Here is a 14056-nt window from a genome sequence, read left to right on the forward strand (position 1 = left end):
CTGGATTTGCCGGAAGGCGGAGTGCTTGAGGTTAAAATCTATAACCTTTCCGGCAACCAGGTGAAGGCATTTAAACAAATGAGCCGTGTGCTGGATGTGAAAGGACTTTCGTCTGGCAAGTACATGCTCAAAACAGTTTCGGAGAATGGACAGGTCTATGAAAAGACTTTCATGATCCCCTAAACTGTCCATCTGATGTTAAAAATTCTGGCAGCGGTCAAGTAAGTGACTGCTGCCAGAGTTTTTATTTTAAACGAATACCTACTCTCAACCTGCTATCGGCGCTTATATTCCCGCCTACCCCGCCAGCTTCGACAAAATAACAGCTGTCATTTGACAAGATTCTGTCACGTTCGAATTGTCGAATTAATACACATTTGCAATGGACGCCTTACGCTCCGATCCGTAAGTACCTACAAGACCGCACTCCTCGCACCCATATTTCGATCCTCCCAGAAAACCCACTACCCGCGGCCTCTTAAACAGCGGCTATCACAAACAGCCATTTTTATATCAAGCAGTTCTACTATTTCTATTTCGATAGCTACTACTAACCATATACGTTTATGTAAAAGTATATCGGATGACATCTAGTTTACAGATGAGCTAAAATAGAAATAGTGTGATTGCCGGTCACGACGTATATCTATATATCCGATTATAAATACTTTGTATTTAAGTTTGCCTACAATCGCCAATTTTTAAATAACAATTAGACCGAATATAGATAAAATAGCAGCAAGTTCCTTTTCGGCATATTTCGAAAAGTGAATATTGTAAAAGTACAATAAACACTGTTCAGATTCCAGGCAAGGTAGGCTTTTAGCCCGATGCCCAGAGCGAGTTTTATCTTCCCAATCTTATGAGCATTCACTGCGGACTCTTGTTAACGGATGGGCCATTACTCCTTCCATGAAGGCGACGGGCGAACTAAAAGTCAGCCAGAGAGAAAGGCTGACTGACTTGGTCAATGGGGTGCCTAACTATAAAGGGATTCAGAACTCCTATTTTGATAAAGCTGCATTTACATCAAGTCGCCCTCCTGTTACAGTCTTTCCGGCCAGGGAAGCCGTTGGGACAGCGCTTGATAAAATGGCATTCCTGATCTGTGCCACAGAGGCTCCCGGGGGCTTAGAAGCATAAAGCGCGACAGCGCCGCTCACATGAGGAGTTGCCATGGAAGTTCCATAAGACAAATAGGTGTTGAATGCAGTTGTGGAATTAATCGCAACACCCGGCGCTCCAATATCGACAGTGGTCGCACCATATTGAGAGAAGCTTGCCAGAGCCCCGTTTTTGTCAATCGCAGCCACGGATATTACATTCGGCAAATTGTAATTTGCAGGATAGCTCGCCGTCAAATCAGTATTGGTTCCCGCATTTCCTGCCGCTGCAATAAACATAATACCCGCATTGTTGGCACGGCTGATGGCATCATAAAGTGTTTTTGAATATCCACCTCCACCCAAGAATTGTTGTTGGCAACAACGTTGAGACCACGGCTTTTCAAATTAGTGAGGTAGTCGACCGCTTTGATGGCATTGGCCGTGGCACCTCCTCTTCTCCCGAGGAATTTGGCGGAATAACATAGTACAGCTGTTACTAGGGGGTTCTTTGGTTGGCTAGCTAGTCGCGCCTACAATAATATCGTCAGTCACAGACCGATTTGTTACGGTAGCGCTATTTGCGGATCGTAACCGGCTGCAATGGTACTTACCAAAGAAGGTGGGGTCAATACTTCTACATAGCTATCCAAAAAAAGACTTGTAGTTTCGTAACCGAAGGGCGTCCATAAATGGAGCTTGTCGGCCATTTTCAGATAGGGTTGGCTGCCGTGACTGATGAACACACCGTCCGGCAACTTATCGATCGCTGCCTGAAACGTTACTTTGGTTTTACCGTTTATCCTCTCTTGATGCAAGACCTGGTCTATTTGGGCAATAGGTGTTTTGAGGTCAAAACCGTGCTCCGGATTTCCTTCCGTCCAACATCGTTTAAACCGGTTGAAATCGTCTCTTCGACACTCGGCGCATGGTCGGTGCCCAGCGGAAAATCCCGTAGCTTCATCCAAAAAGAACAGTTCTGTCCAGCGGTTTGGAGTCATAACGACGCGGTGACGCCCCTTAAATTGAAGCAGACAGGTGATCCACGGCCTTACCCTAAATGCTCGTATTATTTCTTTGCGGTCATTGTGAATTACACCACGGTTGCCCGTCCAATGTCCTCGCGCAGCGGTAAAAATCAGTTGTCCGTAAGGGTCTACGCGATTTTGAAGCATATGGCAGCAAATTTAATGTTTATAAAGGCAACTTCGCTGAATCATCGTGATGTAGCAGACCGCAAAACATTCCGACGCCTGTTTAAGCGATTTTGTGGTTTAGCACGAGCTCATAACGTTCTTCATGCAACACCTGTCCCCACTGTTTCAATTCTTGGGATGCAGTAAGCTCGAAGCCTACTTTTTTATACATGACAATGGCCTTCTTCTGCACATCGGTGGTCATCAGATAGACGCGATCAAGGGAGCTTTGCTGACAGTACGATAGGGCAGTTTCCAATAACTTTTTGCCAATACCGGTACCCCGGAGAATAGGGCGGACCAAGAACCATCTTATTTGAGCTTCATTGTTCGGGCGGCTTTGAACAGCAATGCAGCCTACAATTTCCCCATTGTAACGCGCCAGCCAGACTTTATCTTTTTCGGGTTTATAACATCCCAGGAAATCATAAAATGTCTTTACTACGTAGGCTTCGAAATTATCCGAGTAACCTTCTTCCTGGGCATAAAGGATACCATGTAAATAAATCAGGTAACCGATATCGCCGGGTTTTAACCCCTCCTCATAGACGACCTGCTCAGATAGCAACTGATTTGTGTAATTGGCCGATAGCAGGTTTTCGATGGTGCTCATGGAGTTGACGAGCAATTGCTGTTCATCGGGGTTTAACCGGGCAACAAAACTGGTAATTTGTCCGTCCTGTTTTTCCTTCAATGAGGCCAGCAGTGATTCCCCCGTTTCCGTAAGTTTCAGATCGAACGCACGGCCGTCGGCCGCCGATGGAACCTTTGCGAGCAGGCCATTCTTCATCATGTCTTTTATCATGCGGCTTAGATATCCCTTATCCAGGTTCAGCAGATCGCTCAGCTGCTGGGCGGTTACAGAGTCCCTCTCCCCTATCTCATAAAGTACCCTTACTTCTGATAATGAATATGGACTCTCCAAAAAATGGTTGTTCAGTAATCCCAGGTAAGAAGTATAAAATCGATTAAACCGGCGGATTTGGTGTATGTTCTTTTTCATAAAGTAAAAGTACATAAATATAGTTGCTTTTGTCAACTATATAAAAATAAAGGGCCACCGCTCCAACGAATTCGCACGAACTGAGGGAGACTGTCTTGGATAGTAGGAATTTTTTTATGCTTGACGCGCTTTATTGATTGAACTCGAAAGTGAAACTATAGAGCTTTCGCCTCGACAATTATTCACGTCCCAGGGAATGTCCGGCACCGGACTGTGATTATGACGGGCTATGTAACATACAACCTTCCGCCCTGAACCTGGTCGGACGATAGCTCGTCGGCATTTTGCATATCAGAGGCATTAACCAGCGATTTCAGTCTTGACGACATCGCAAAGAGCTTTCAAAAATCGTATTTTCAACCATTGGACAGCGGCTGGTGAAGTATTCGATGTTGGCATTGCGGCCAGGAAAGCGATCTGTCGACCATCGAGAGCAGTCAGAGCAGATTTGGCGGGTGGTTTTGATGAACAAGAAAATGAGAACGGCTCATTAATGAGGATACTACCGTTGTTATTAATATCCGCAATCTCCCAATTACGGAGCGATTTCGATACATCAAGCAAGTTTTGTCGATCACCGACGACTTCAGCTAGCTCAGCGGCACCTGCACCATTTAGGAACACCTGCGCGTTTAACAAATGGTGCTACTTTCGACGTTTATACTCCCGTTGGCCAATTTTTCAGTGGAAATAATGCATTCAAATAGGTTCTTCTCCCTGGTGACAACAGACGATGATATATTCTGTAGCCGTAATAGCTGTTAAAAAATCGGCAGTTGTTTTTTCAGGGAGTTTTACCGTAGCCGAAGTAGTAAAAATTCCATCCTGTTTTTATAGGGATTAATTGTCGACATTATCTGCAAGATGCTTGGGAAAATAGATTAGGAATTCGCTCCCAACGCCAACCGTACTTTCAACCTGGATACTTCCGCCAGCGGCCTCAATAATCTTCTTAGCCAGGTAAAGCCCGATCCCCTGTCCATCATTGTCAAGCAGAAGTCTTTGGTATTTGCCAAAAATCTTCTTTATATCACTTTGGCTAATGCCTCTGCCATTGTCCTTAACAGCCAAAATAGTGAATTCGCTGCCGGCCCAGGTTTGAATTGTAATGGCAGGTGGCTGGGCCGAACGGTATTTAATCGCGTTGGAGACCAGGTTGAAAAGTATGCTCCGCAGGTTCTTCTTGGAAAAATGGATGTGGCCTCCCTTTAAATCTATTTTGATGCCGGCACCGGTCTGTTTGATCTTGTCAGCCAAGCTCCATAAGACATTATCCACAATTTCATTCAGATCAACTGTTTCTGCCGAAAGGGCTTCGTCTTCGATCCTTGCCACAGCTGAAATCTGCTTGACAAGCTGTCTGAAATTTTTCACCGAATCACTGACTATCCCCATAAAAGGCTTAAAGTCGGGGTTACCCGTCGGCATATCATCCATTAGCTCGATGCTGGCTTCTATGCTATGAAGTGGCTCCAACAGGTCATGGGAGGCCATATGCACAAAATTGTCCAGGTCGGCATTAATGCGCGTAAGGATTTCATTCTTTTTGTCAAGCTCTTGCTGAGTGTTTTTCAACTCGGTAATGTCATTGAAGGTAATAATAGCCCCGGTCCTCTTATTACCTAGCTTGCGGACATAGGGCATTGTCATAACCTGGTACCATTTGCCATCATTGGCCTGGACTTCACGTGTGATCGGCAAACCATCTTTAAGCACCTTATTGATGTCCTCAGAAAGGGTTTCAAACCTGAAATTGGTTGAGATATTGGTGATTGACCTTCCAATGTCACTTTCCAGCAGGTTAATGTGCCGGACCGTCCCAGGCGAAAACCGCATCAGCCTCAGGTCAGAGCTTACAAAGAGCTGGCCATTGATATTACTTTTGAAATAGTTGTTCAGATCATCATTGAGCTCTAACAGCTCCTTATTTTTCTGCTGGTAATCCGCATTAATCGTGTGCAGTTCTTCGTTGATCGACTGCATTTCCTCGTTAGTACTTTGCATCTCCTCATTGGCCGACAACAGCTCCTCGTTAAAGGATTGCATATTTTCATTCAATGAAAACAGCTTTTCGTTGGCCGTAGCCAGCTCCTCTTTCAGCTCTTTATTCTCCTGCTCCAAACTGCTGGTATAATCATCCAGGTAGAGTCTTTCGTCAAATACCATGGCCCCTTGAGCTAATGGGCCGGACTGGTCTTGCTCACTAAACTGGACAACCAGAAACCCATTGGGGCGGCCTTTAAGAATCATCGGACTCACCGAAAGGCTTACATTGACTTGATGCTGGCCCTGCTCAATAAGGATGCCTGTCACCACTGCTCTATGTTGGGTCTCTTTTACCTTATTACAAGCCGTCTTGAACGCAACGCTTAACGGGCCCGGCAAAAGCTCGGTCAGATCGTTAGTAAAGTGTTGTTGAATTAGGAACCGGCCTGTCGGGCCATACGATTTAAGTACCCGATTGTTTTCATCTATACAAACAACCAGCCGCTGGTCTTCACTGTAAATGGTCTCATTGATGGCGCCATCCAGCGTCCTGTCGGGAGTTTTCACAGTTTCTATTTGAGCAGGTCGCAAACTGGCAGGCTTTAAGTAAATATATTCAGGAACGGTAAATGACTCAAAGTTGACAAAAGGATTTGCATCCAACTTTTTATAGATCTTAAATTTCTTGCTGACCACTTCCAGGCCCCTAATTATCGGCAGCGGGTTCTCGCTGGACCCTAAAAAAAGAAAACCCTGTGGTTTGAGACCAAACAGGAGCATTTGATAAATCTTTTGTTGCAACACCGGGGTCATGTAGATTAACAGGTTGCGACAGCTGATCAGATTCATGTTGCAATATGGTGGGTTTTTGACCAGGTCGTGCCTTGAAAAAATGACCATTCTACGTAATTCGGCTGTTACCTTGTAGCCGTCCCCTTCCGGCACGAAATACTTCTCCAGGCGCACCTTGGGAATAGTTGCCACCACAGCTTTTGTGTAAATACCCTTTCCGGCATGTGCCAGGGCAGCAGCATCGATATCGGTAGCGAAAATCTTTACTTTATGTTCTTCTGCTTTGCTGCCGAGCAGCTCGCTGAGTATGATAGCCATGGAATAAGCTTCTTCACCGCTAGCGCAACCTGCGACCCATATCCTGATCTCCTGGCCTGGCTCAAGCGTTTTGATCATGGCGGGGAACACCCGGGTTTCAAGGTAATCAAAGGCTTGCCGGTCGCGAAAAAAAGCAGTGACACTGATCAGAAAATCCTTAGCAAGTGTGTCAATTTCTTTGGGGCTCCGTTTGGCAAATTCGAGGTAATTTTTCAGGTTCTCAAAATTATTATATGCCGCCCTTCTCTTGATCCGTCTCAGGATGGTCGCCTGCTTGTAGTCCGAAAAATCCAAGGGTAGCTGTTGGTTGATCAAAGCTATAAAGCCAGCTACATTGTCCCCGTCAGTGATTGCCCCCGCCAGCAATTCGATCTCCCGCATGACGTAATCTTCAATTACGCGGGGCATCGCCTCAGGTTCAACAATGAAATCCACCATACCTGTAGCCACTGCATTGTGGGGCATACTGCTGAATTCGGTGGTTTTGGGGTTACGCGCAATGATCATCCCGCCAGCTTTTTTAATGGCTTTTACACCCTCACTCCCATCAGCGCCCATGCCTGAGAGAATTACACCGATCGCTTTGGGGCCACGGTCCAAAGCAAGGGAATTGAAAAAGGTATTGATGGTCAGGTGCGGGCCCCGGATGTTGTCTTTCTTACTTAAATACAAGCGGCCGTTTTCAATGGTCATGAACTTGTCACTGGGGATAATATAGACAAAATTAGCTGCGATCCTCACTGCATCTTTTGCCTCGACCATTTCCAGCTTGCTGCTGCACGAAAGGATTTCTGCCAGCCGGCTTTCATGATCGGCAGACAAATGCTGAACCACTATGTAGGCAACACCGTCCAGTGGAGTGTTTTCAAAAAAGGCCACCAGCTCATCAAGGCCGCCAGCCGATGCGCCAATGGCGACTATATGATGTGGTTCGATTGGATCCATGATGGCCAAATATAATGAGGTACGTTAAGACGAAGTTGTCCTAAATTTTTACCCAACAATCCTTACGGGCTTGCCAGTGGCTGGCTTTGATCAGTCAGAAGGGTCTGCCTAAATTTAAGACAAATAGGCGAGTAACTACCACTTTATATAAATGGCGGCGAAGCGTCCCTACATGAAGATATTTGATAATCAGCTTCATTTACTGCTAATGTAATTTTCCCGAGGAGAAAAACCTTACTGACTGGATAATCAGAAGCGGAAACAACCCGGCCCTCAATATTAATCCAAAAGACAGCATATCCAGATCCTGCAATGAGAGCATTTTTTTAATAAAAGGGATGTAATACGTTGCTACCAGGATCAAAATACACAAAGCCTGCGCCTGCCAAATGAATTTGTTTCGGGTGATTTCATTGCCAAAAAACTTTCCTTTTCCTGAATACAAATTGAAAACATGCAGCAATTGCGCCAGCGATAAAGCGTAGAAAGTAACCGTATTGCCTTCCTGGTGGCTCAATTCCAGCCGACTTGTTCCAAACCAAAATACACCTAAAACAAAGAGCGTCATGACCAGCGCATAATAAACAATCCTGCGCCAGTCTTTCCATTCGAGCACCGGCTTTTTAGGATCTCTGGGCGGGAACTGCATGAGTTTATCATTCTCTTTACCCACACCCAATGCAAGGGCCGGGAATACATCTGTGACGATGTTGATAAAAAGGATTTGCAAGGGCAGCAACGGATTGCCTACATTCAAAAAACCCGCAAAAGTGACGACGAAAATCTCGCTCATATTACAAGAGAGCAGGAAGACGATAAACTTTCGGATATTCTCAAAAATGACTCGTCCCTGGCCAATGGCCTTCACAATAGAAGCAAAAGAATCATCCTTTAAAATCATATCCGCAGCTTCTGCGGCAACGGCCGTGCCCCGCAGGCCCATGGCAATGCTTATGTCGGATTTTTTCAGCGCCGGTGCATCATTCACGCCGTCGCCGGTCATGCCGACGATGTCGCCCCGCTTTTGGTAGAAATCGATCATATCCAGTTTTTGGGCAGGGTTTACCCGCGCGAATACCTGGCATTTAAGCATCTTTTCCTGATCGGTTTTGGAAGAAAAATCAAATGATTGAAGGTCTTTTCCTGTCAAAACCAGCCGCTCATCCGGATGAACCAGATTGACTTGCCTGGCAATGTTCAAAGAAGTCGCAGGGTGGTCGCCCGTTACCATAATCACCTTAATACCGGCATCATGGCAAGCCAACAGGGTTGGCGTTACTTCTTTGCGCGGCGGGTCCAGGAAACCGATAAGGCCAAGGTAAGTGAGCTTTTCTTCCCTGGTAAAATCCGCGGAAGGCATTTGCGCTGATTCGCGGTAGGCAAAGGCCAGCGTGCGCAAGCCGTCGGCAGCCATGCGCTCGGAAATTTCGAGCTAGCTTTTTCTTGCACCGTCATTCTTCCAATGGCAAAGTTCAGATACTTCTTCAACCGCACCTTTGATAGCTACATAATAACTCGACGCCGACTCGTGCAGCGTGGCCATGATGCGCGTATCCGAGCTGAATGCTTCCTCGGCTTTTCTGATGTAGTTAGAACCTAAATCTTCCAAATCGACTCCTGCGGCCCGGGCAAATCGCAGCAGCGCAATTTCCACCGGATCGCCTATCTGCTTCCTGTCCGAACGCCCGGAAGTCAGCTGGGCATTTTTGGCCAGCGCCCCTACCCTGGCCAGCAATGCAAATTCTTTGGAACTGGAAAGCCCTGTGTCCTCACCTATTAGCTCCATCGCCTCAGCCCCGGTTTTTTCCGGGTGCAGGATCACTGATAAATCGCCGGCGGGAAAATGAAGCTGCCGCACTTCGATCTTGTTTTGAGTGAGCGTGCCCGTTTTATCCGTGAAAATAACATTGGTCCCTCCCAGCGTTTCAACTGCCGAAAGCCTTTTGACGATCACTTTTTTCTCTGCTAACCGGAGCATTCCGTAGGCCAGCGCGACTGTGGCTACCACCGACATTCCTTCCGGTATAGCAGCAATGGCAAGCGCAACGGCTGTTTCTATCAACTGCTTGGTTTCTTCGCCACGAATCAATCCCACCGCTAAAAACGACATCGCTAATCCGATCGTGATCCAGATCAGCACTTTGGCAAGCGAATCGAGCTTCGCTTCCAGCGGCGTCGCGGTGCGTTTCGCCTGCTGGACCATCGTTGCGATTTTGCCCAGTTCGGTGGCCTGTCCAATGCCGGTAACAATAGCTTTCGCATTCCCGCTGGTGATCGCGGTTCCCTTGAATAACCGGTTATGTTGATCACCCAAAGGCGCGTCCGCGGGCGAAGGCTCCATACGCTTGGCAGATGGTACCGATTCACCTGTCAATGCCGATTCATCGACTTCCAGCTGGTTGGTCTGGGCGATATTAGCATCCGCCGGGATCAAGTCACCGGCTTCCAGGACCAGAATATCGCCCTCGGTGACGCGCTCGGAAGGAATTTCGTCGATTTGCCCATCCCTCAACACCCTCGCCGGCGTGGTATCGAGCTTGCGGAGCGCCTCCATGGACTCGCGCGCGTTGTATTCCAATATGAAGCCTGTTGCTGCATTAATGATGATGACGGCAAGTACCGCGAAGCCTTCAACAGTGTCCCCTAACCAAAATGACACGATGGCCGCGGCCGCCAATATCCACACGATAAGGCTATTGACCTGCCTCAGCAATATCGACCAAAGGCTCTCAGGCTTTTCCTGGTTCAGCTCATTGAGGCCCAAACGCTCGTTCCTTGCTGCCGCCTCCGCAGTAGAAAGCCCTTTTGTAATGTCGGTTTGGAGCTCTTCCGCCAATTGCTGCGCGCTTATTTCCTGAAGGGATTTCGACATAGATTTTCATCCTAAAACATGTATTAAATGACACTTTGCAAAATGTGTGCTATCAGATAAAAAGATGATATGGATACTCATTTCAAAAGATGATCCTGATCACCCTTTTTACAGGCTCGATAGTGGTATCTTGCGTTAAACACCATCCGATGAAAGGGCTTGATCAATATGAACACGGAGAAATCGTTGCTTATCATCAATGGAGGCTCATCGAGCATCCGGTTTGCCTTTTATCGGGTGGCTGACGCGGCTTTTACAATATTGCTCAAGGGAAAGCTTCATAACATCGGCAACAAGACGACTGGGCCTGTGTTAACTACAAATACTTCTGACAAACCCCAAAAACCGGACATCCGGGAGAACACTTACGAACATGCCGCTCAATTTCTGGTAGCATGGCTGGAAAATCAGCAGGAATTCCCGCAGGTTTCTGCTATCGGCCACCGGATCGTTCATGGAATGGAACAGACAGAACCCCAGGAAATAACGCCTGAATTGCTAGCCTATCTCAAAACGATCAGCCCTTATGATCCCGAGCATTTACCGGAAGAGATTAAACTGATCGAGCTTTTCGGCCAATGCCATCCTGCATTAAAACAAATCGCCTGTTTTGACACTGCATTCCATGCAAACATGCCCGCCGTCGCAAAACGGTTGCCTATCCCCCGTCGGTTCAGTGGGAAGGGTCTGCATAGGTACGGCTTTCACGGCATTTCCTATGCATATCTGATGCAAGAACTGGAAAGCCTGGCAGGCAAAAAGGCCGCTAACGGGAAGGTGATACTAGCACATTTGGGAAACGGAGCAAGTATGGCTGCTGTAAAGGAAAGACGGTGCCTCGATACCAGCATGGGCTTTACCCCGGCCTCGGGCGTAATGATGGGAACCCGCAGCGGAGACATTGATCCGGGGGTTGCCTGGTATATGATGCAGTTTGAAAAACTTAGCCCAAAAGAGTTTAACCACCTGGTCAACCATGAATCGGGACTGATCGGCGTATCTGAAACGAGTGCGGACATGCAGGAATTAATGCAGCTACAAACAACCGATCACTGCGCGGAAGAAGCAATCGCGCTTTTTTGCTATCAGGTAAAAAAACACATCGGCTCCTTCGCTGCTGTGCTGGGAGGTGTCGATACCCTTGTTTTCTCGGGAGGTATTGGTGAAAATATCCCGCAGATCCGCAGCGGGATTTGCGAGGACCTTGGCTTTCTGGGCGTTACCGTGGATGAAGAACAAAATCAAAACAATAAGGCAATTATCTCGGACATCGCTGGCAAAGTGATTGTCCGGGTGATTGCTACGAATGAAGAATTAATGATCGCAAGGCTCGTCAGCCAGGTTTTAAATTAAGTCATTAAACAATCAGGATGATGAAAATGAAAGATATTGATATGCAGGGGAAAACGCTGTCACCGGAATTATTACGGAAAATGAATGCTTACTGGCATGCGGCCAACTATTTGTCGGTCGGACAGATATACCTGTACGGCAATCCGTTGCTCAAAGAGCGGTTGACATTGGAACACGTCAAGCCACGACTGCTCGGCCACTGGGGCACGACGCCCGGACTGAATTTTATCTACGTCCACCTGAACCGCATTATCAAGCAATACGACCTGAACATCATCTATGTAGCTGGCCCAGGCCACGGCGGACCCGGACTGGTGGCGAATACCTATCTCGAAGGCACTTACAGCGAGGTTTACCCGGACATTTCAGAAGACGAGAGCGGAATGCAGAAACTTTTCAAACAGTTCTCCTTTCCGGGCGGCATTCCCAGTCACGTGGCGCCGGAAACGCCTGGTTCCATTCATGAAGGCGGCGAGCTCGGATACTCCCTTGTACACGCATTCGGGGCTGTTTTTGACAATCCGCACCTGATCGCGGCCTGTGTGGTAGGCGATGGCGAAGCAGAAACCGGGGCGCTGGCGACGAGCTGGCATTCCAACAAATTCCTGAACCCGGCCCATGACGGCGCAGTACTTCCGATCCTGCATTTGAATGGTTATAAAATCGCCAACCCTACTGTGCTGGCACGGATTCCGAAAGCGGAATTAGAGCAACTTTTCCGCGGATACGGCTATAATCCTTACTTCGTGGAAGGCGACGAACCGGAAACCCTGCACGAATTGCTGGCTTCGACTTTGGACATTGTCGTGGAAGAAATCAGGCAGATTCAAAGTGATGCGCGGGTTTATGGATTCAAAGAACGACCTGCCTGGCCAATGATCATTTTCCGCACGCCCAAGGGATGGACGGGCCCTAAAACCGTGGACGGCATGCAAATTGAAGGCACCTGGCGCGCGCATCAGGTACCGTTGGCCGAATTAGCATCCAAACCCGAGCATGTCCAAATGCTGGAAACGTGGATGAAAAGTTATCGTCCCGAATTGCTTTTTGATGAAAATGGAAAGCTGATACGCGAACTCGCCGAACTCGCCCCGGCAGGGAACAGGCGAATGGGCGCCAATCCGAGTGCCAATGGCGGCTCGCTGCTCGTCGATTTACAGATGCCCGATTTTCGCGCCCATGCCGTGCCGGTACCCACGCCCGGAAACAGTAAGGCCGAAGCCACGTCCGTGATGGGCGAATTTCTCAGGGACGTGATGAAAGCCAACTGGCACGAACGGAATTTCAGGATATTCGGGCCGGATGAAACCGCCTCCAACCGACTTTCACACCTCTTCGACATTACCGACCGGACTTCCACGGCAGAAATCATTCCGGGCGACAACCATATTTCGCCCGATGGCCGTGTGATGGAGGTTTTGAGCGAACATCTCTGTCAGGGCTGGCTGGAAGGTTACCTGCTCACCGGCAGGCACGGGCTCTGTTCCTGCTATGAGGCATTCATTCACATTGTGGATTCGATGTTTAACCAGCATGCGAAATGGCTGAAAGTTACCCGAAACCTCCCCTGGCGCAAACCCATTGCCTCGCTGAATTACCTCCTCACCTCGCACGTATGGAGGCAGGACCATAATGGAAACAGCCACCAGGACCCTGGTTTTCTGGATGTTGTGGCCAATAAAACAGCGGAAATCGTCCGCATTTACCTGCCGCCGGATGCCAATACGCTGCTTTCGGTAACCGATCACTGTCTCAGAAGCCGCGACTATATCAATGTGATCGTCGCCGGAAAACAGCCCGAAATGCAATGGCTGGACATGGATGCGGCCGTCAAACACTGCACGGCCGGTCTGGGGATCTGGAAATGGGCCAGTAACGATGAAGGTTTCGAACCCGATGTGGTGATGGCCTGCGCCGGAGATGTGCCCACGCTCGAAACGATCGCCGCCGTCCAAATCCTGAGGGAACATTTACCGGAATTGAAAGTGAGGGTGATTAATGTGGTGGACCTGATGACGCTCCAACCCGAAAGCGAGCATCCGCACGGCCTGAACGACAAGGACTTCGATATCCTTTTCACCAAAGACAAACCCATTATTTTCGCCTTTCACGGCTATCCGCTACTGATCCACCGCCTCACCTACCGCCGGACAAACCACAAAAACCTGCACGTCCGCGGCTACAAAGGCGAAGGAACCACCACGACACCGTTCGATATGGTGGTACTCAACGACCTGGACCGGTTCCATCTGGTGAGCGACGTGATCGACCGCCTGCCCGACCTCGGCGCAAAAGGCGCCTACATCAAACAATATCTTCGAGATAAGCTGATCGACCATAAGGCGTACATTGAAATGCACGGGGAGGATATGCCTGAGATTTTGGATTGGAAGTGGGATGTGGCGTAGTCTACCGACCTTGTTTAAAAGTACGGTTGCGAAGAATGCTCAAACGGCAGGCACGATAGTGGGTCTACGATTTTGGTCTG

Annotated in this window: 10 protein-coding genes; 4 read left to right on the forward strand and 6 right to left on the reverse strand. The window is 48.2% G+C overall.

The genetic code is table 11. From position 1 onward, the window contains the following. A partial coding sequence (locus BMW93_RS20790) for a T9SS type A sorting domain-containing protein (RefSeq protein WP_177194147.1) occupies nt 1-183 on the forward strand: 183 nt, incomplete at its 5' end. Nucleotides 184-1004: 821 nt separating this feature from the next. On the opposite strand, the gene BMW93_RS20795 is transcribed toward BMW93_RS20790, so the two are convergent. From BMW93_RS20795 to BMW93_RS20805, 3 genes are all read right to left on the reverse strand, one after another. Beyond that, nucleotides 1005-1469 carry a S8 family serine peptidase gene (locus tag BMW93_RS20795; protein WP_229240630.1) on the reverse strand — a complete coding sequence of 155 codons (465 nt, stop codon included), beginning with the start codon at nt 1467-1469 and terminating at the stop codon, nt 1005-1007. A 200-nt stretch (nt 1470-1669) separates the two neighbouring features. Then, nucleotides 1670-2278 carry a hypothetical protein gene (locus tag BMW93_RS20800; RefSeq protein ID WP_090380838.1) on the reverse strand — a complete coding sequence of 203 codons (609 nt, stop codon included), beginning with the start codon at nt 2276-2278 and terminating at the stop codon, nt 1670-1672. Nucleotides 2279-2360: 82 nt separating this feature from the next. Next, nucleotides 2361-3302, reverse strand: coding sequence for a bifunctional helix-turn-helix transcriptional regulator/GNAT family N-acetyltransferase (locus tag BMW93_RS20805; protein ID WP_090381471.1), 942 nt, complete (start codon nt 3300-3302; stop codon nt 2361-2363). Nucleotides 3303-3621: 319 nt separating this feature from the next. On the opposite strand from BMW93_RS20805, the gene BMW93_RS36305 reads away from it, so the two are divergent. Then, a complete protein-coding gene (locus BMW93_RS36305; protein WP_409013110.1) occupies nt 3622-3996 on the forward strand; it encodes an ADP-ribosylglycohydrolase family protein in 375 nt (124 codons plus the stop codon). A gap of 146 nt (nt 3997-4142) precedes the next feature. On the opposite strand, the gene BMW93_RS20815 is transcribed toward BMW93_RS36305, so the two are convergent. From BMW93_RS20815 to BMW93_RS35885, 3 genes are all read right to left on the reverse strand, one after another. Beyond that, a complete protein-coding gene (locus tag BMW93_RS20815; RefSeq protein ID WP_090380844.1) occupies nt 4143-7343 on the reverse strand; it encodes a CheR family methyltransferase in 3201 nt (1066 codons plus the stop codon). Between the two features lie 205 nt (nt 7344-7548). After that, nucleotides 7549-8757, reverse strand: a complete 1209-nt coding sequence (locus BMW93_RS35880; RefSeq protein ID WP_229240637.1) for an HAD-IC family P-type ATPase — start codon at nt 8755-8757, stop codon at nt 7549-7551. A gap of 18 nt (nt 8758-8775) precedes the next feature. Continuing rightward, nucleotides 8776-10215 carry an HAD-IC family P-type ATPase gene (locus tag BMW93_RS35885; protein WP_229240638.1) on the reverse strand — a complete coding sequence of 480 codons (1440 nt, stop codon included), beginning with the start codon at nt 10213-10215 and terminating at the stop codon, nt 8776-8778. A 168-nt stretch (nt 10216-10383) separates the two neighbouring features. Between BMW93_RS35885 and BMW93_RS20825 the strand changes: the two genes are divergently transcribed. Both BMW93_RS20825 and BMW93_RS20830 read left to right on the forward strand, forming a co-directional pair. After that, on the forward strand, nt 10384-11568 hold the full coding sequence (locus BMW93_RS20825) for an acetate/propionate family kinase (RefSeq protein WP_090380847.1): 1185 nt from the start codon (nt 10384-10386) through the stop codon (nt 11566-11568). Nucleotides 11569-11594: 26 nt separating this feature from the next. Continuing rightward, complete coding sequence (locus tag BMW93_RS20830) at nt 11595-13976, forward strand: phosphoketolase (protein ID WP_218147717.1); 2382 nt, start codon at nt 11595-11597, stop codon at nt 13974-13976. Nucleotides 13977-14056: the final 80 nt, after the last annotated feature.

The organism is Dyadobacter sp. SG02, assembly GCF_900109045.1.
Classification (GTDB): Bacteria; Bacteroidota; Bacteroidia; order Cytophagales; family Spirosomataceae; genus Dyadobacter.